The sequence below is a fragment of the Streptomyces sp. NPDC004721 genome (assembly GCF_053601495.1).
In genome coordinates this window covers 59,922-76,982 of record NZ_JBSGBZ010000022.1, presented here as the reverse complement: position 1 = coordinate 76,982, position 17,061 = coordinate 59,922, and the positions used below count along the sequence as shown (strand labels likewise).

Below are 17,061 nucleotides of genomic sequence, written 5' to 3'. Positions count from 1 at the left end.
CCGGTGGGCGGGGCGTGCCGGTCCGTGCGGCCGGCCGCCCCGCGGGTACGGACGGGTCAGCCGCCCAGTTCCTGGTGGCGGGCCGCCAGGGCGGCCGCGCCCTGCTCGGTCAGCGCGCCGAACAGGCGGAGCCGGGAGATGCCTCCATCCGGGAAGATGTCCACGCGCGCGTGCGTGCCGACGGCCGCCGCGGGCAGCACGAAGCGGTGGTTGGTGTCGGGCTGGAGACGGGTGCGCGGCAGAATCTCCGTCCACTCGCCGTCCTCCCCGTCCTTGACGGAGACCGACGCCCAGCCGGCGCTGTTGCCCTTGAGGTAGGCGGTGTCGATCTCCAGGGCGCGGATCTCGGTGTGCGCGGCGAGGCGGTAGCTGATCCAGTCGTTGCCCTGGTCGCGGCGGCGGCGGGTCTCCCAGCCGTCGTCCATCTTGCGGGAACGGCCCGGCTGGATGGTGTTGGTGGCCGGCGAGTAGAAGAGGTTGGAGGCGTCCACGACGCTGCCGCCGTTCTCCAGCGCCACCACGTCGAAGGTGCCGAGCGCGGCCAGCCACGCCGGGTCGGGCACGACCTCGCCGTACACCCGCAGGCGCGCGATGCCGCCGTCGGGGTGCTGCTTGAGACGCAGGTGCGTGAAGCGCTGCTCGGCGTTCACCTCGAAGCCGTTGTCCGCGTGGCCGCCGACCGCGGTGCGCGGGACGAGGGTCGTCCACTTGACGTCGTGGGCGAGGAGTTCTTCGGGCGTGGGGGCGCCGTCGACCGAGGTGCCCTCGACGGAGACGGCCTGCGGGTAGTTGCCGCGGAAGTGGGCGGTGTCCACGACGATGCCACGGACGACTCCGGGCGCGCCGAGCCGGATCAGCGCCCAGTCGTGGTCGTCCTCGGTGGGCCAGGGGTGCTCGGCCGAGACGCCGCGCCGGCGGCGGGTCTCCCAGCCGTCCATGACCTTGCCCTTGTGCCCGAAGTCCTCGGGGTCGAACTCGGCCCGCTCGGGCACCAGCAGGTTCTCGCGCTGGGCGAAGAACTCGTCGTTGGCGGCGACGACACCCGCGCCGAGCCGGCGGTCGGCCAGGTTGGCGTGCCTGGTGAAGGGGAAGTCGGCCGTACGGAAGTCGGCGTAGGGGTCGCCGCCGCCGTAGGGGTTCGCGTCGCCGGTGAAGCTCAGGGTCGCCGTCACGGTGATCAGTTCGTCCTTTCCAGAAGTCGGCCGGTGGGTTCGGTGAAGTGGTCGTCGAGCGCGGGGCCGTAGATGCGCTCGCCGCGCAGCCAGGTGGATTTCACGACACCGCGCAGGGTCTTGCCCGCGTACGCGGTGATGCGGTTGCGGTGCTGGAGCGCGGCGGGGTCGACGGTGAAGGTCTCGTCGGTGGCCAGGACCGCGAAGTCGGCGTCCCGGCCGGGCGCGATGGCGCCCTTGCGGTCGAGACCGGCGAGGTTCGCGGTGCGTTCGGACATCCACCGGACCACGTCCTCGATGCCGTGGCCGCGCCGGGCCGCCTCCGTCCAGATGGCGGAAAGGCTCAGCTGGAGCGAGGATATGCCGCCCCAGGCGGTGGCGAAGTCGGACGTCTTGAGGTCCACGGTGGACGGCGAGTGGTCGGTGACGACGCAGTCGATGGTGCCGTCGGCGAGCGCGGCCCAGAGCAGGTCCTGGTTGGCGGCCTCGCGGATCGGCGGGCAGCACTTGAACTCGCTGGCCCCGTCGGGCACTTCCTCGGCGGTGAGAGTGAGGTAGTGCGGGCAGGTCTCGACACTGAGGCGGACGCCCTCGCGCTTGGCGGCGGCGATCAGCGGCAGCGCGCCGGAGGAGGACAGGTGCAGGATGTGGACCCGTGCGCCGAGCCGGCGGGCCAGGGCGATGAGCCCGTCGATGGCGCTGTCCTCGGAGACCTGGGGACGGGTCTGCAGGAAGTCGGTGTACTTCGGGCCGCTCAGCTGGGGGGCGAGCCCGAGTTCGTGCGGGTCCTCCGCGTGCACGATGAGCAGCCCGCCGAAGCCCGCGATCTCCGCCATGGCGGCGGTCAGCTGGTCGTGGTTCAGCTCCGGGAACTCGTCGACCCCGGACGGGGACAGGAAGCACTTGAAGCCGAAGACGCCCGCGTCGTGCAGGGGCCGCAGGTCCTTGACGTTGTCCGGGAGCGCGCCGCCCCAGAACCCGACGTCGATGTGGGCCTTGCTGCGGGCCGCCTCCTGCTTGACGCGCAGGTTGTCGACGGTGGTCGTCGGCGGCAGCGAGTTGAGGGGCATGTCGACGAGGGTGGTGATGCCTCCGGCGGCCGCCGCCCGGGTGGCCGTCCAGAAGCCCTCCCAGTCGCTGCGCCCGGGGTCGTTCACATGGACGTGGGTGTCGACGAGGCCGGGCAGCAGGGCGTCGTCGCCGACGTCCTCCAGCCACGCTCCCGCCGGAACCTCGGCGTCGTGCGGCAGTACGGCCACGATCCGGCCGTCGGCGACGGTGACGGACGCGGGGCGCACGCCCTCGGGGGTGACGACGCGTGTGGAGCGCAGTACGAGCTGTACGTCGGGCAACGGACGCCCCTCCTCTGGTGCTGTTCCTCTATTCACTGTCGCCCACCCGCGAAATTCCGGAGAGCGGAAATGAGTTTCCTGTAGACGGAGTCTTCATGGCCGAACCTCATGAGTCAAGACCTTCTTGGCGAAGCGGACCTCGTCGCGGTGGCCGGTGCGGGCCTCGCGCGACCTGCGTCAACGCGCGCTCGGGGGCCAGTTGACCATCCGCTTGGGCCGCGGCGGCGCGTAGGTGCGCACCTTGGAGGTGGACAGGCCGAGCCGGACGAGCGACTCGGCGATCGCCACGGCGGCGGTCACGCCGTCGACGACAGGGACCCCGGTGCGTTCGGCGACGCGCTCGGTGAGCCCGGACATGCCCCCGCAGCCGAGGCAGATCACCTCCGCCCGGTCCTCCTCCACCGCGCGGGCGGCCTGATCGGCGATCGCGGCGACGGCGGCCTTCTCGTCCCGCTCCAGATCGAGCACGGCGAGGCCGCTGGCGCGCACGGAGGCGCACCGGGCGCTCAGCCCGGCGACGTGGAGGCGCTCCTCGATCAGCGGGACCGTGCGGTCCAGGCTGGTGACGACGGAGTAGGAGCGGCCGAGGAACTGGGCGGTGCTCGCGGCGGCCTCGGTGATGTCGACGACGGGTACGTCGAGCAGTTCCTGAAGGCCCTCGCGGCCGTGCTCGCCGTATCCGGCCTGGATCACGGCGTCGAAGGGTTCGGGGTAGGCGCGGACGGCCTCCATCACGGCGATGGCGGCGAGGTAGCTCTCATAGTTGCCCTCCACGGACTCCGCTCCGAAGGACGGGGTCAGCGGGACGATCTCGGTGCCGGGGGACGCCGCACCCGCCGCCTGCTCACCGATCGAGTCGGTGATGGACTGCGTGGTGTTGACGTTCACGACGAGGATGCGCATGGTTCGCTTTCTGGGTGGTTCTGCTGGACGGCTCGTTCGCGGCTGATCCGCGGCTGGTTCGCGCCTGATCCGCGGCTTATTCGGCGGCGACCGCGATGGCCTCGCCGTCCACGTCCCGGATCAGGACGTTGCGGTCGGCGATGACCGAGTAGAAGACGGCCCCGAGGATGGCGCCGACGAACCAGGAGAAGCCGGCCACGGCGTGGAAGGCGGGCACCAGGGCGAGGACGACGGCGATGGCCGCGGACGGCACGAAGGCCCAGACGGCCCGCGGGTTGTAGCCGCGGCGGTAGTGGTACTCGCCCTGCGCGTCCTCGGTGTAGAGGTCGGGGACGTTGACCCGGGCCCTGCGCAGCAGCCAGTAGTCGGCCATGATCACGCCGAACAGCGGTCCGAGCAGGGCGCCGAGCCCGCCGAGGAAGTACTCGACCGCGATCGGGCTGTTGTAGAGGTTCCACGGCGTGATCACCAGGCCGACGATCGCGCTCACCAGGCCGGCGCGGCGGAAGTTCAGCCGCTGCGGGAAGAGGTTGACCAGCGCGTAGATCGGCGCCACGAAGTTGGCCAGCAGGTTCACCGCGACGGTCAGGGCGATGAGCGCGAGCGAGGCCGCGGCCAGCAGGATCATGTTCGGGATGGTGCGGACGATGTCCGTGGGGCTGGTGATGATCTGCCCGTCGAGCTTGAACTGCGCTCCGCAGAGGACCGCCACGATGACGGCGAAGAAGAGCATGTTCACCGGGATGCCGATCACGTTGCCTCGGACGATCGAGGCGCGGCTCCTGGCCGACCGGGTGAAGTCGCAGAAGTTCAGCACGAAGGTGCCGTAGATCACCACCCACAGCGCGGCGGCCTGCAGGACGTGCAGCCACATCGCGCCGCCCGAGAGCGGGTGGCCGTCGGACAAGGAGATCGATCCGCCCGCCCGGAAGAACATCCACGCGGCCAGGGCGGACATGGTGATCAGGGTGATGGGCGCGGCGAAGGCCATGTAGCGCCGGATCATCTGCATGCCGTAGCTCACGATGAGCACCTGGAGCAGCCACAGGGCCATGAAGGTGATCCAGCCGAGCAGGTTCTGCCCGAGCACGGAGTGCTTCTCGAGGCTGCTCAGGCCGGGGAACATGGCCACCAGCAGCGCGCTCAGCACGGAGGCGGCGAGGTAGGTCTGGATGCCGAACCAGGCGATGGCGACGGCGCCGCGGACGCCGGCCGGTATCTTCGCGCCCTTGATGCCGAAGGCGATGCGGCTCATGACGGGAAACGGCACGCCCGTTTTGTGTCCCATGAACCCGGACAGGGTGAGCAGCAGGAACAGCAGGACGGAGGCCAGTGCGAAGGCGGCCAGGATGCCCCACACGTTCAGGCCGAGCGCGAACAGACCGATCGCGAAGGCGTAGTTTCCGAGGCTGTGCACATCGTTGGCCCAGAGCGTGAAGACGTTGTAGGCGCCCCAGCGGCGCCCTTCTTTCTTCGTGGGGGCGAGATCGTACGTGTACAGGCCGGAACTGGCTGTATTGCCTGTGTTGCCGGTATCCACGGACGATCGGTCATCCACAGCAGGAGGCATAGGGGGCTCCCGGGAGGGAAAGTGGGGGAACGTTCGGTGTTTTCCACAGAACGGAAGTAAACTTCCGGTGGCCAGAACGTAGTTTTCACCGAGAGCACCGTCAAGAGCCCGACCGTAATGCAGACAAGGATATGGACAAACCCTTGCTGATCGGCAGGAACGTCTCGTGACGGACCTCAGTAGGCATCCGACCAGGCCGGTAGCATGCGGCCACACCCGCAGAAAGGAATGCGACGTGCCGCCGTCAGACGAGCGCAAGTCCTCCGCCTCCGCCGGCCCCGCCGCCACCGGTGGGGTCCAGTCCCTCGAGCGTGCCTTCGACCTGCTCGAGCGGATGGCGGACGCCGGGGGCGAGGTGGGTCTGAGCGAGCTCTCCGCCGCGAGCGGTCTGCCGCTGCCCACCATCCACCGGCTGATGCGGACCCTGGTCGCCTGCGGCTATGTGCGGCAGCAGCCGAACCGGCGGTACTCGCTCGGTCCCCGCCTCATCCGCCTCGGCGAGTCCGCCTCGCGGCTGCTCGGCACATGGGCGCGGCCGTACCTGGCCCGGCTGGTGGAGGAGACGGGCGAGACCGCGAACATGGCGCTGCTGGACGGGGACGAGATCGTCTACGTGGCGCAGGTGCCGTCCAAGCACTCCATGCGGATGTTCACCGAGGTGGGCCGCAGGGTGCTGCCGCACTCCACGGGCGTCGGCAAGGCCCTGCTGGCGCACACGTCCGACAACGAGGTGCGCGCACTGCTGGCCCGCACCGGCATGCCGGCCGCCACGGACAAGACCATAACCACCCCGGACGGCTTCCTGGCGGCCCTGAAGGACGTCCGCCGGCTCGGCTACGCGGTCGACGACAACGAGCAGGAGATCGGGGTCCGCTGTCTCGCGGTCACCGTCCCCGACAGCCCCACCGCCGCGGCGATCTCCATCTCCGGCCCGGCGGGCCGGGTCACGGACACGGCGACGGAACGGATCGTCCCGGTCCTCCAGCAGGTGGCGCGAGAACTGTCCAAGGCCCTCGCCAGCTCGGGCCCGGCGGCCTGATCCCCCGCCCACCGGCTGCCGGTCGGCGGATCCCGCCCGCCGGCGGTCGCGGCCGCCCGCGGGCCGGGACGCACACACGGGCCGGGACGCGCGCACGGTGACCGGCCGCCGGCTGGGGGCGGCCCAAGGGGCCGGGCCCTCGGTCGGCCGACTCCCGCCCCGGCCGGGATCGACTCACGCCCCACCCCAGCCAACCGGCTCCCCCCACCAGCCAGGTCCCGCCCCCGGCCGGCCACCGGGCTCAGGCCCTTCCTAATTCGCCCGGCCGGTGTCCCGCATCACCCAGGCGGTCGGTGGCCGGAGGGGCCAGTCGGCTCCGCCCCCACCAACCCGGTCCCGCCCCACCCCGGCCAACCGGCTCCACCCCCACCAGACCAGGCCCCCCACCGGCCGGCCGCCGGGCTCAGGACCTTGCTCGTTCGCCCGGCCGGTGTCCCGCGTCACCTGGGCGGTCGGTGGCCGGTGGGGTCAGTCGTCCGTCTCTCATCTCCCGTACCGCGTCCGCCGCGCCCAGATGGGTGCGGTCGTGGGTGACGAGGACGGTCGCCGTGCCGCGGGCGCGGGTGAGGCCGGTCAGCAGGTCGAGGACGGCCGCGCCGCGTTCGTGGTCGAGGGCGCTGGTGGGCTCGTCGACCAGGAGGACGGAGGGGTCGTTCATCAGCGCACGGGCGATGTTCACGCGCTGGCGCTGACCGCCGGAGAGCTGGTGCGGGCGCCGGTGTGCCTGGTCGGCGAGGCCCACGGCGGCCAGGAGTTCGCGGGCCCGGCCCGCCGCCGCCCGGCGGCCGTCCAGGCGGGCCATCACCTCGAGCTGCTCCGCCGCCGTCAGCGACGGCAGCAGGTTGGGCTGCTGGAAGACGATCCCGATGCCGCGGCGGCGCAGGACCGCCCGCTCCGCGGCGCTCAGCTCCCCGGTCGGCGTACCGTCCACGCACACGCGTCCGCTGTCCGGCGTGATCAGCGTGGCCGCGACCGCGAGCAGGCTGGACTTGCCCGAGCCGGACGGCCCCACCACCGCCGTGACCGTGCCCGCGGGCACCTCCAGGCGTACCCGGTCCAGGGCGGTGAGCCTGCCGTCGCCGTCGGGGTAGGTCAGGGTGATGTCGTCGAGGAGCAGGCTCATCGCACGCCTCCCAGCGCGGTCAGCGGGTCGACGGCGGTGATCCGCCGGACGGAGAGGCCGGCGCCCAGCACGCCCAGGGCGGCCATCACTGCGGCGGGCAGCAGGACGGTCGGCAGGTCGAGTACGAAGGGAATCGCGCCGCCCCGTACCAGTGCGCCGGTCAGGGCCGCGAGCCCGGTGCCGAGCAGTGTCCCGGCGGCGAGCAGCACCGCGGCCTGTCCCAGCGCGTCGCGCAAGAGGTGGCGGGTGGAGGCCCCGAGCGCCTTGAGTACGGCGATGTCGGGGGACCGCTGGATCGTCCACACCGTGAAGAACGCCCCCACGACCAGCGCGGAGATGGCGAACAGGAAGCCGCGCATCAGTTGCAGCGAGCCGTTTTCGGCCTGGTAGGAGCCGATCGCGGTCAGCGCGTCGTCCTTGGCGAGGGTCTTCGTGCCGGCGGTCCGGTCCCCGGCCGGGACGTCGGCGCCCCGTGTGCGCAGCGCGATCACGGTCGCCGGGCCGCCGTCCCACGCCGTCCACACCACGGGCGTGTGGCTGTAGGAGGCACCGCCCGCCACGGCCGCCACGGTCCAGGTGGCGGAGCCGAGACGGACCTGGTCCCCGGCGGCGACGCCGAGTGCAGACGCCGCCTTGGCGGAAAGCACGGCCCGACCGGGTGCCACGCCGTCCGGTGCGATGCCGGCCGCCGGGCGTACGGCGAACACGGACACCGCCGCCGTACGGCTCCCAGCGGCGGCGTCGAGCGTGCGGATCGCGACCGGCTCCGCGTACGGGACGCGCTCCGCCCACCGCCGGACGGCCTCCGGCGGCAGCGAGGAACCGGTGAACGACACCGGCCGGCCGCCGGGCGGCGCGGCGAAGGCGAGGTGGTCGGCGGGCAGGCCCCTCACCGCCGAGACGTTCTCCTCGGCGAGTCCGGCGGTGAGCCCGGACAGCAGCCCCACGAGCAGGGTGATCAGTGTGACCACGGCTCCCATCAGGGCGAACCGCCCCTTGGCGAACCGCAGGTCTCTCCATGCGACGAACATGTCCTCCACCCTGCGCGGCACCGCCCCCGCCGGGCATCGCGCCGGGGCACGGTTGCCGCGGATCGAAGGACGCACCCGTCTTTCGAACTTTCGGTTGACCGGCGTCCCGCCCGGCCCGCCTACCCTGGATCCGTCATGGACGTCCGCCCCCACTCCCCCGTCGTCGTCACCCTGCGCCTGTGCCTGTACGCGCTGTTCGCCGGCCTGCTGGCGCTCGCCGCGGCCCGCGCGCACGGCCCGGCCACCGTGGCGGCGGCGCTGGGCACGGGCGCGGTGTTCGCCTGGGGGGTGCTGAGCCCGGCCACCCACCGCTCCCAGCGCGCGGCCGCGGTGTGGCTGGCGTCGCTCTGCGCGGCCTGGCTGGTGCTGCTCGCGCTCTCCCCCGACGCCCTGTGGGCGGCCTTCCCGCTGTACTTCCTCCAGCTGCACCTGCTGCCGGTGCGCTGGAGCCTGCCCGCGGTCGGGGCGACCGCGGGCGCGGCCATCGCCGGTTTCCTCGGGCACGGGGAGCGGCTCACCGCCGGCGCCTTCATCGGCCCGCTGCTCGGCGCGGGGGTGGCCGTCGCCACGGTCCTCGGCTACGAGGCCCTGTACCGGGAGAGCGAGCGGCGCCGTGAGCTGATCGAGGAGCTGGTGGCCACCCGCGCCGAGCTGGCCGACGCCGAACGCACCGCCGGCACGCTGGCCGAGCGGGAGCGGCTGGCCCGGGAGATCCACGACACGCTCGCCCAGGGCCTGTCCAGCATCCAGTTGCTGCTGCGTGCCGCCCAGCGTGCGCTGCCCGACGGCTCCCCGGCCGCCGCGCACATCGAGCAGGCCCGCGCGACCGCGCAGGACAACCTCGCCGAGGCCCGCCGCTTCGTGCATGCGCTGACCCCGCCCGACCTGGAGCGCGGCTCGCTGGCCGGAGCCCTGGAACGGCTCGGCTCGGGCGTGGCCGCCCCGCCCGAGGTCCGCTTCACGGTGAGCGGCACTCCGGCCGAGCTGCCCACCCCCTACGAGGTGGCGCTGCTCAGGATCGCCCAGTCGGCGCTCGGCAACACCCTGCGGCACGCCCGCGCCCACCGGGCGGAGATCACCCTGAGCTTCATGGACACGGCGGTGGCGTTGGACGTCGTCGACGACGGCGCCGGTTTCGATCCCGGCGCCGAGCACACCAACGCTCGGCCCGGCCGGGCGGCGGACGGCGGTTTCGGGCTGCCCGCGATGCGCGCGCGGGCCGAGGCGCTGGGCGGGACGTTCGCCGTGGAGTCGGCGCCCGGCCAGGGCACCGCGGTGGCGGTCACGCTGCCGTACCCGGACTCCGGGGGTGGCGCATGACGATCCGGCTGCTGCTGGCGGACGACCATCCCGTGGTCCGTGCGGGCCTGAAGGCGGTGCTGTCCGCCGAGCCCGACTTCGAGATCGCCGGGGAGGCGCCGACGGCGGAGCGCGCCGTGGAGCTGGCAGCGGCGGGCGGTGTGGACGTGGTGCTGATGGATCTGCAGTTCGGCTCGGGCGGCGCGCACGGCGCGGAGGCGACGGCGGCGATCACCGCCCACCCCGGAGCCCCGCGCGTCCTGGTGCTGACCACGTACGACACCGACGCGGACATCCTCGCCGCGGTGGAGGCCGGTGCGGCGGGCTACCTCCTGAAGGACGCGCCGCCGCAGGAGCTGGCCGCCGCGGTGCGCACCGCCGCCTCCGGCCGCTCTGCCCTCGCGCCCGCGGTCGCCCACCGTCTGATGGACCGCATGCGCACGCCCGCGGCCGCGCTCAGCCGCCGCGAGCTGGAGGTGCTGGAACTGGTCCGCGACGGCCTGTCCAACCTTCAGATCAGCAAGCGCCTGTTCCTGAGCCAGGCCACGGTGAAGTCCCATCTGGTGCACATCTACGCCAAGTTGGGTGTGGAGTCGCGTACCGCGGCGGTGGCGGCGGCGACCGGGCAGGGCCTCATCCGGCGCCTGAGACCGTGACGGGCACGGAGACGGACGGGCCTGCCGGCGCGGTGCCCGCGCCGGGCCTCAGGGCACGGACGCCCCGGGACTGACGGGGCCGTCAACCGCGCGGCGGCTCCGCGAACAGGTCGACCGCGGTGCGCACCTGGGACAGTCCGTGCGCCAGGGCGCTGACCGAGCCGATGGATCCGGCGATCAGCAGCAGGGAGCGGCGCAGCCGCGGGATCTCGGGAGTGCCGTGGGCGGCCATCGCGGCGAGGGCGGCCAGTTCGTCCTCGGCGATGGCACGGTCGGAAAACTCCGCCGGATGCGCGGCGAGCTCGCGGCGCAGCCGGGCCACGGCGGTCCGCAACTCCGTCACCCTGGGATCCTCTTTGCCGCCGGTCGCCGGCCGCTGGTCCAAGCTCCGCAACACAGCCCCTCCCCCTCGCACGCCGTCGTGCGCCGTCCCCTCCGTGGTCCCGTCGGACATCCCTGTCGAGCGGGTCGGGCGCCGGGGGACGCCGATCAGTAAACGCCACCAGGACCGGGGTGCGCCACCGCGGGGACCGAAATTCAGCCCCCGCACACCGGCTCGACAGGGGACGGTCCGCGGTATGCAGGACCCATGACACGCACAGAGGACGAGATCGCGGGACTGGTGCTGGCGGCCGGCGGCGGGCGGCGGCTCGGCGGGCGGCCCAAGGCGCTGCTCGCGCACCGGGGCCGGCCGCTGGTGGAGCACGCGGTCGGGATCCTGCGGGCGGCCGGATGCGAGCGCGTCCACGTCGTCCTGGGCGCGCGGTCGGCCGAGGTGCGGCAGCGCGCGGCACTGGCCGGCTGCGTGCTCGTGGAGAGCCCGCACTGGGAGCGGGGCATGGGCTCCTCGCTGCGGGCCGGGCTGGACTCCCTCGCCGGTACGGGGGTCCGCGCGGCCCTGGTCCTGCTCGTGGACCAGCCCGGAGTGAGCGCCGAGGCGGTGGCCCGGGTGCGCGCCGCGTACCGGGACGAGGGCTCGCTGGTCTCGGCGGCGTACGACGGGATGCGCGGCCATCCCGTGCTGCTCGGGGCGACCCACTGGGACGGCGTCGCGCAGAGTGCGACCGGCGACCGGGGGGCACGCGCCTATCTGAGGGCGCACGAGAGATCGATCACCCTCGTCGAGTGCGGGGACGTGGCACGGGCGTACGACATCGACACCGAGGCCGACCTGGGCCACCTTGAGTGAGCGGGGTGGCACCGAGCGCCACCTTTCCTCGACCCGAAGAATCTCGACGTCAACACACGATTGAACTTCCACCATGAGGAAACTACTATCCACAGTTCAGAAGCACCCGACCGCTCCTCGGGTGCGATATGCCGCATTCACAGCCATTGGCACCCGGTGCCACGGCATGGTGGCACTGAACGTGGTTCGCTGAAGAAGCTCCCCCGAAGGAAGTGACAGCTCATGTCCGCACCAGCGCCGTCCCCGCTGGCCATCGTCGACGCCGAGCCCCTGCCCCGGCAGGACGAGGTCCTCTCCGACGCGGCGCTCGCCTTCGTGGCCGAGCTGCACCGGCGGTTCACGCCGCGCCGCGACGAACTCCTCGCGCGCCGGGCGCAGCGCCGCGCCGAGATCGCCCGCACCTCCACGCTCGACTTCCTCCCGGAGACGGCCGCGATCCGCGCGGACGACTCCTGGAAGGTGGCCCCGGCTCCCGCGGCCCTGAACGACCGCCGGGTCGAGATCACCGGTCCCACCGACCGCAAGATGACCATCAACGCGCTCAACTCGGGTGCGAAGGTCTGGCTCGCCGACTTCGAGGACGCCTCCGCCCCCACCTGGGAGAACGTGGTCCTCGGCCAGCTCAACCTGATCGACGCCTACACCCGGAACATCGACTTCACGGACGCCGGCTCCGGCAAGTCCTACGCGCTGCGCCCGAACGAGGAGCTCGCCACCGTCGTCATGCGCCCGCGCGGCTGGCACCTCGACGAGCGCCACCTCGTCGACGCGGACGGCACCCAGGTGCCCGGCGCCTTCGTCGACTTCGGCCTGTACTTCTTCCACAACGCCCAGCGTCTGCTCGACCTCGGCAAGGGCCCGTACTTCTACCTCCCGAAGACGGAGTCGCACCTGGAGGCGCGGCTGTGGAACGACGTGTTCGTCTTCGCCCAGGACTACGTCGGCATCCCGCAGGGCACCGTGCGCGCCACCGTCCTGATCGAGACGATCACGGCCGCGTACGAGATGGAGGAGATCCTCTACGAACTGCGCGACCACGCCGCCGGGCTGAACGCGGGCCGCTGGGACTACCTGTTCTCCATCGTCAAGAACTTCCGTGACGGCGGCGCCAAGTTCGTCCTGCCGGACCGCAACGCGGTCACGATGACGGCTCCGTTCATGCGCGCCTACACCGAACTCCTCGTGCGCACCTGCCACAAGCGCGGGGCGCACGCGATCGGCGGCATGGCGGCCTTCATCCCCTCCCGCCGGGACGCCGAGGTCAACAAGGTGGCCTTCGAGAAGGTCCGCGCCGACAAGGACCGCGAGGCCGGCGACGGCTTCGACGGCTCCTGGGTGGCCCACCCCGACCTGGTGCCGATCTGCCTGGAGTCCTTCGACAAGGTCCTCGGCGACAAGCCGAACCAGAAGGACCGGCTGCGCGAGGACGTGCACGTCGAGGCGGCCGACCTGATCGCGGTCGACTCCCTCGACGCCAAGCCGACGTACGCGGGCCTGGTCAACGCCGTCCAGGTCGGCATCCGTTACATCGAGGCCTGGCTGCGCGGCCTGGGCGCGGTCGCGATCTTCAACCTGATGGAGGACGCGGCCACCGCAGAGATCTCCCGTTCGCAGATCTGGCAGTGGATCAACGCGGGCGTGGAGTTCGAGAACGGCCAGAAGGTCACGCCGGAGCTGGCCCGCGAGGTCGCCGCCGAGGAACTGGAGAACATCCACAAGGAGATCGGCGACGAGGCCTTCGCCGCCGGTCACTGGCAGCAGGCCCACGACCTGCTGCTCCAGGTCTCCCTCGACGAGGACTACGCCGACTTCCTGACCCTGCCGGCGTACCAGCAGCTCAAGGGCTGACAACCGCACCGCGCGAAGTGGCCCGGAACCCTCCGGGGCCACTTCGCGTCGTGCCCCGGCTCGTCCCGGGCGCACGGACCGGTCCTGCGCCACGGCCGGTCACCCCAGGTGCACGGACCAGTCCTGCGCCGCGGCCGGCCTGCCGTGCAGGTCGGGGACGCGCTTGAGCCAGTCCGGTCGGCCTGCCCGGGTCCGCGCGGCCCGCCGGGACTCCTCCGCCGCCAGCTCCTCGCGGGTGGGGAAGTCGGTGGGCAGCCAGGCCGGGGAGGCCTCGACACGGGCGGCGAGGTAGTCGACGTAGGCGTGCCGGGCCTCGTCCGGGCCGGCGAAACCGGGCTCGTCGGCGAGCCAGGCGTCCGGCACCTCGGCGAGGACGGACCGCAGCAGCTCGCGGGTCACCCTGGGGGCCAGTTCGGCGTCGGCAGCCTCCACGTCCGGCGCGTACCGGCCCAGCGCGTGGTGGCGGAAGTCGTAGGCCTTCCCCGGTTCCGAGGCGTCCCAGCGGTGGTGGAAGACCAGGGCCGCGCCGTGGTCGATGAGCCACAGGCGCGGCGGCGCGGTGCCGAAGGTCGGCCACACCATCAGGTTCGAGCTGTGGACGGTGCGGTCCACGTTCACGGTCAGCGCGTCCAGCCAGACGATCCGGCCCGCCTCCACGGGGTCCACCGGGAAGTGCTCGGCGACCTCGGGGGTGAAGTCCGCGGCGCCCGGCAGGTAGTCCATGCCGAGGTTCACGCCCGGGCTCGCGTCGAGCAGGTCGCGCACCTCCTGGTGGGGTTCGTGCGCGGCGAGCGCGGGGTCGAAGTGCACGAGGACCAGCTCGGGGAACCGCAGTCCGAGGGCGCGCGCCAGCTCACCCACGATCACCTCGGCGACCAGCGCCTTGCGGCCCTGCGCGGAGCCGGTGAACTTCACCACGTACGTGCCGAGGTCGTCGGCCTCGACGACTCCGGGTACGGAGCCGCCGGACCGCAGCGGCTCTATGTAGCGGGTGGCGTTGACCTGGGTGAGCATCCCCCCAGGCTATACGGGGAGAATCCGGGGGGTTTCGGCCGGCGTGCCGATCCCTCCGCGCGCCCCCGGTCGCCCGCTGGCGCCGCGTGACAGCGGGATGCCAGCGGGAGACGTGCCGAACGGTGAGCGGAGGCCGCTGGAATGGTCCCGTACCCCACACGGCGGAGGCTGCCGGCCACGGCGGTCCGCCCCGACTCATCGGGAGGCACCATGAACAAGGACCTGAGCACCCTCGCGGACGAGATCCTCGAGCTCGAGGCCGAGACCTTCGAGATCTCCGACTACTCGGACGCCAGCGAGGTCGTGCTGGCCGGTTGCACGAGCACCAGCTCCACCTCGACCTCCAGCTCCACCTGCAGCACCACCTCCTGCTCCGCCTGAGCCCAGGTCCGGTGCCGCAGCGCCCGGTTCGCGCCTTCCCTCGTCAAGAGGCGGTCGCGAACCGGGCGTTCGGCGTGCCCCGGACCGACCGCACCGGCGCCCGGCGGCGCGCGTCCCGGCCCTGGGCCGTCCGGGGCGGGAGTGAATGCCGTGACAAGGTTTGGAGAACGCCGTCCGTCAGACGCGCCTGCCCTCTCGGGAGCGTCCGTCCGGCGCGGGACACCGACGAGTCCATGACCAGTAACTATTCTGATTTCAAAGCAAGTTGACACATAGTCAGTGGCTGAAATCCGCCCCTTGAACATTTCTTGACCGCCCCTTGACCCGCGGTCTACGCCAGTAGACACTCACCACTGCCACAAGGCCGAAATCGTTTCGTGAAGACAACTTCACACGTGCTCCGTCCCGCCCGCACCAGAGGGGAGATCGGGGTCCTGTGTGAGCCACCGCCCCCCGACCAGGGCGGCCATGGCGGCAGGACACCACTTCCCTGAAGGCGCAGTGGTGAGCCGGTCCGGCAGGTGTTCGACGGTCAACGGGGGAACTCGGTGCGTTTTCAGTTGCTCGGTCCGCTCAGCATCACCGACGGGCGTGACGTGGTCGTTCTTCCGCCGTCCAAACCGACGTCGCTGCTGGCGGCGCTGCTGGTCCGCCCCGGCGAGGTGGTCCCGACGGATCGTCTCCGGCAGGCCGTCTGGGGGGAGGAGCAGCCGGCGACGGCGAAAGCGGCCCTGCAGAGTTGCGTCCTGCGGTTGCGCCGCCTCTTCGCGAAGTACGACATAGAGGAGCAGTCGGTGGTCGCGGTCGCCGGGGGCTACCGCCTCCCGGCCGACGGCGACACCCTGGACCTGCTGCACTTCCGCGGCCTGGTGTCCAGGGCGGCCGGGGCCGGAGAGTCCGAACTCCCCTTGCTGCGCACGGCACTCGGCCTGTGGCGGGGACCGCTACTCGCCAATGTCCCCTCCGCACTCATACACCGCGACGAGGTGCCCCGGCTGGTCGAGGAGCGCCTGCGCGTCCTGGAACGCGTCTGCGAGATCCAACTGGCCCGGGGACGATGCCGCGAGGTCCTGGTGGACCTCTGGGAGGCCACCCGGACCCACCCCGAGCACGAGGGATTCTCCGCCCAGTTGATGCGGGCGCTCTACCGGGTGGGACGGCAGATCGAGGCGCTGGCCGAGTACCGGAGGATCAGGACGCACCTCCGGGACGAACTCGGCGTCGACCCGGGCGCGGAACTGCAGAGCCTGGAACTGGCCATCCTGCGCGGCGCCGAACCCCGTGGCCCGGCCTTCGAGGCCACGCCGCTCGCACCGACGCCGCACGGGGCGCCCGCGGCGGCCGACGACCCCGCGGCGCAGCACGGGCGCACCGCTGCGGCCGGACCCGCCACGCCCGGCGGCGGCCGACTGTCCCCGGATCCGGCCGACCCGCCCGGGCCCCGGCTGCCCCATGTCCCCGGCTTCACCGGGCGCACCCGTGAGGCCGCCCACCTGGTGAGCCACCTGAGCGGCGGCGGCCGAAGCGACGGTCGGGCGGACGCCGCCCCGGTGATCGCGGTGATCTCCGGAGGCCCCGGCATGGGCAAGACCGCGCTGGCACTGCACGCCGCGCAGCTGGTGGCGGACCGGTACCCCGCGGGCGGCGTGCTGCTGCGGCTGACCGGGCCCGACGGTAGGCCACGGTCCGCCGACGAGGTGGCCGCCGAACTGCGCTCCCGGCTCCCCGCCGGCGCTTCCCGCGGGTCGCGCCTGGTGATACTCGACGATGTCGTGCACCCGGACCAGGCGCGCGGGCTGCTCGACGTGAGCGGCTGCGGCGCCGTCGTCGTCACCAGCCGTCTGGGACTGGCCGCCCTGGTCGCCACGCACGGCCCGGCCGTGCTGCAGTTGGGCGCCCTGTCGCCGCAGGAGTCCCACGCGCTCCTCACCGCCGTCCTGGGTCATGAACGGGTGGCGGCCGAGGCCACGGCCGCACGAACCCTCACGGACACGTGCGGGCATGTCCCGCTGGCCCTGCGGATCGTCGCGGCCCGGCTGCTGACCCGGCCGAAGCTGCGCCTGGCGGACTACGCCGCGTGGGTGCGGCGGGACCTGCCCGCCCGGCTGGCCCTGCCCGACGACCCCCGGATGTCCGTGCCCCTGTCCCTCGACGGGGCCCTGGACCGGCTGCCCGCCCCACTGGCCGACGCGCACCTGCGCCTGGCGCGACTGAACGGGCAGATCACCGGGCCGGCCGCGGCCGCCGCCCTCTCCGTCCCCGAGACACACGCCGAGGAACTGCTCGAACGGCTCCTCGACACCGGGCTCCTCGACGAGGAGCAGCCGGGGACGCTCCGGATGAACACCCTGTTCCGCGCCCACGCGCTGCGCAGGGCCGCCCGGACCGGCGACATCCCGCAGACCGTCGGCTCCCCGGCCCGGCGCGCGCTTCCGTCCGGAGCCACCTGACGGCCCCGGCGCCACCGCGCGGAACGCGGCCCGG

Annotated in this window: 15 protein-coding genes; 7 read left to right on the top strand and 8 right to left on the bottom strand. The window is 72.7% G+C overall.

Annotated elements, in window-relative coordinates; all coding sequences use genetic code 11:
- Positions 1 to 56: 56 nt before the first annotated feature.
- The 4 genes from alc to ACWEK3_RS21395 form a co-directional block, all read right to left on the bottom strand.
- Positions 57 to 1,172, bottom strand: coding sequence for an allantoicase (alc, locus tag ACWEK3_RS21410; RefSeq protein ID WP_450540691.1), 1,116 nt, complete (start codon positions 1,170 to 1,172; stop codon positions 57 to 59).
- Positions 1,173 to 1,177: 5 nt separating this feature from the next.
- A complete protein-coding gene (allB, locus tag ACWEK3_RS21405) occupies positions 1,178 to 2,524 on the bottom strand; it encodes an allantoinase AllB (RefSeq protein ID WP_453250346.1) in 1,347 nt (448 codons plus the stop codon).
- 177 nt (positions 2,525 to 2,701) lie between these two features.
- The gene (locus ACWEK3_RS21400) at positions 2,702 to 3,427 is read right to left on the bottom strand and encodes an aspartate/glutamate racemase family protein (protein ID WP_376546178.1); all 726 of its coding nucleotides are present in this window, start codon (positions 3,425 to 3,427) and stop codon (positions 2,702 to 2,704) included.
- 76 nt (positions 3,428 to 3,503) lie between these two features.
- Positions 3,504 to 4,997, bottom strand: a complete 1,494-nt coding sequence (locus ACWEK3_RS21395; protein WP_450540694.1) for an NCS1 family nucleobase:cation symporter-1 — start codon at positions 4,995 to 4,997, stop codon at positions 3,504 to 3,506.
- A 235-nt stretch (positions 4,998 to 5,232) separates the two neighbouring features.
- Between ACWEK3_RS21395 and ACWEK3_RS21390 the strand changes: the two genes are divergently transcribed.
- The gene (locus ACWEK3_RS21390; RefSeq protein ID WP_361412191.1) at positions 5,233 to 6,036 is read left to right on the top strand and encodes an IclR family transcriptional regulator; all 804 of its coding nucleotides are present in this window, start codon (positions 5,233 to 5,235) and stop codon (positions 6,034 to 6,036) included.
- A 403-nt stretch (positions 6,037 to 6,439) separates the two neighbouring features.
- Here ACWEK3_RS21390 and ACWEK3_RS21385 read toward each other — a convergent pair whose 3' ends face one another.
- Entirely contained in the window at positions 6,440 to 7,159 is a 720-nt protein-coding gene (locus tag ACWEK3_RS21385) for an ABC transporter ATP-binding protein (protein WP_450540698.1), read from the bottom strand.
- Complete coding sequence (locus ACWEK3_RS21380; RefSeq protein WP_453250345.1) at positions 7,156 to 8,190, bottom strand: ABC transporter permease; 1,035 nt, start codon at positions 8,188 to 8,190, stop codon at positions 7,156 to 7,158. The genes ACWEK3_RS21385 and ACWEK3_RS21380 overlap by 4 nt, the downstream gene beginning before the upstream one ends.
- A 135-nt stretch (positions 8,191 to 8,325) precedes the next feature.
- On the opposite strand from ACWEK3_RS21380, the gene ACWEK3_RS21375 reads away from it, so the two are divergent.
- Both ACWEK3_RS21375 and ACWEK3_RS21370 read left to right on the top strand, forming a co-directional pair.
- Positions 8,326 to 9,510 carry a sensor histidine kinase gene (locus ACWEK3_RS21375; RefSeq protein WP_450540702.1) on the top strand — a complete coding sequence of 395 codons (1,185 nt, stop codon included), beginning with the start codon at positions 8,326 to 8,328 and terminating at the stop codon, positions 9,508 to 9,510.
- Complete coding sequence (locus tag ACWEK3_RS21370; RefSeq protein WP_450540703.1) at positions 9,507 to 10,145, top strand: response regulator; 639 nt, start codon at positions 9,507 to 9,509, stop codon at positions 10,143 to 10,145. The genes ACWEK3_RS21375 and ACWEK3_RS21370 overlap by 4 nt, the downstream gene beginning before the upstream one ends.
- 82 nt (positions 10,146 to 10,227) lie before the next feature.
- Here ACWEK3_RS21370 and ACWEK3_RS21365 read toward each other — a convergent pair whose 3' ends face one another.
- Positions 10,228 to 10,542 (bottom strand): DUF5955 family protein, encoded by a 315-nt coding sequence (locus tag ACWEK3_RS21365; protein WP_361412201.1) that lies wholly within the window; start codon positions 10,540 to 10,542, stop codon positions 10,228 to 10,230.
- Between the two features lie 192 nt (positions 10,543 to 10,734).
- Here ACWEK3_RS21365 and ACWEK3_RS21360 point away from each other — a divergent pair, with 192 nt between their 5' ends.
- Entirely contained in the window at positions 10,735 to 11,334 is a 600-nt protein-coding gene (locus ACWEK3_RS21360) for a nucleotidyltransferase family protein (protein ID WP_450540705.1), read from the top strand.
- Between the two features lie 222 nt (positions 11,335 to 11,556).
- The gene (aceB, locus tag ACWEK3_RS21355) at positions 11,557 to 13,182 is read left to right on the top strand and encodes a malate synthase A (protein WP_453250344.1); all 1,626 of its coding nucleotides are present in this window, start codon (positions 11,557 to 11,559) and stop codon (positions 13,180 to 13,182) included.
- Between the two features lie 99 nt (positions 13,183 to 13,281).
- Here aceB and ACWEK3_RS21350 read toward each other — a convergent pair whose 3' ends face one another.
- Positions 13,282 to 14,196 (bottom strand): HipA family kinase, encoded by a 915-nt coding sequence (locus ACWEK3_RS21350; protein ID WP_388725907.1) that lies wholly within the window; start codon positions 14,194 to 14,196, stop codon positions 13,282 to 13,284.
- A 210-nt stretch (positions 14,197 to 14,406) separates the two neighbouring features.
- On the opposite strand from ACWEK3_RS21350, the gene ACWEK3_RS21345 reads away from it, so the two are divergent.
- Both ACWEK3_RS21345 and ACWEK3_RS21340 read left to right on the top strand, forming a co-directional pair.
- A complete protein-coding gene (locus ACWEK3_RS21345) occupies positions 14,407 to 14,577 on the top strand; it encodes a thiazolylpeptide-type bacteriocin (RefSeq protein WP_031128743.1) in 171 nt (56 codons plus the stop codon).
- A 548-nt stretch (positions 14,578 to 15,125) separates the two neighbouring features.
- Complete coding sequence (locus ACWEK3_RS21340) at positions 15,126 to 17,027, top strand: BTAD domain-containing putative transcriptional regulator (RefSeq protein WP_453250343.1); 1,902 nt, start codon at positions 15,126 to 15,128, stop codon at positions 17,025 to 17,027.
- Positions 17,028 to 17,061 lie beyond the last annotated feature (34 nt).

What these genes read in the sequence shown, in the direction of transcription:
- ACWEK3_RS21400 (WP_376546178.1), bottom strand. Translation starts at nt 3,427, where the DNA reads ATGCGCATCCTCGTCGTGAACGTCAACACCACGCAGTCCATCACCGAC.
- ACWEK3_RS21395 (WP_450540694.1), bottom strand. Translation starts at nt 4,997, where the DNA reads ATGCCTCCTGCTGTGGATGACCGATCGTCCGTGGATACCGGCAACACA.
- ACWEK3_RS21385 (WP_450540698.1), bottom strand. Translation starts at nt 7,159, where the DNA reads ATGAGCCTGCTCCTCGACGACATCACCCTGACCTACCCCGACGGCGAC.
- ACWEK3_RS21380 (WP_453250345.1), bottom strand. Translation starts at nt 8,190, where the DNA reads ATGTTCGTCGCATGGAGAGACCTGCGGTTCGCCAAGGGGCGGTTCGCC.
- ACWEK3_RS21375 (WP_450540702.1), top strand. Translation starts at nt 8,326, where the DNA reads ATGGACGTCCGCCCCCACTCCCCCGTCGTCGTCACCCTGCGCCTGTGC.
- ACWEK3_RS21370 (WP_450540703.1), top strand. Translation starts at nt 9,507, where the DNA reads ATGACGATCCGGCTGCTGCTGGCGGACGACCATCCCGTGGTCCGTGCG.
- ACWEK3_RS21360 (WP_450540705.1), top strand. Translation starts at nt 10,735, where the DNA reads ATGACACGCACAGAGGACGAGATCGCGGGACTGGTGCTGGCGGCCGGC.
- aceB (WP_453250344.1), top strand. Translation starts at nt 11,557, where the DNA reads ATGTCCGCACCAGCGCCGTCCCCGCTGGCCATCGTCGACGCCGAGCCC.
- ACWEK3_RS21350 (WP_388725907.1), bottom strand. Translation starts at nt 14,196, where the DNA reads ATGCTCACCCAGGTCAACGCCACCCGCTACATAGAGCCGCTGCGGTCC.
- ACWEK3_RS21345 (WP_031128743.1), top strand. Translation starts at nt 14,407, where the DNA reads ATGAACAAGGACCTGAGCACCCTCGCGGACGAGATCCTCGAGCTCGAG.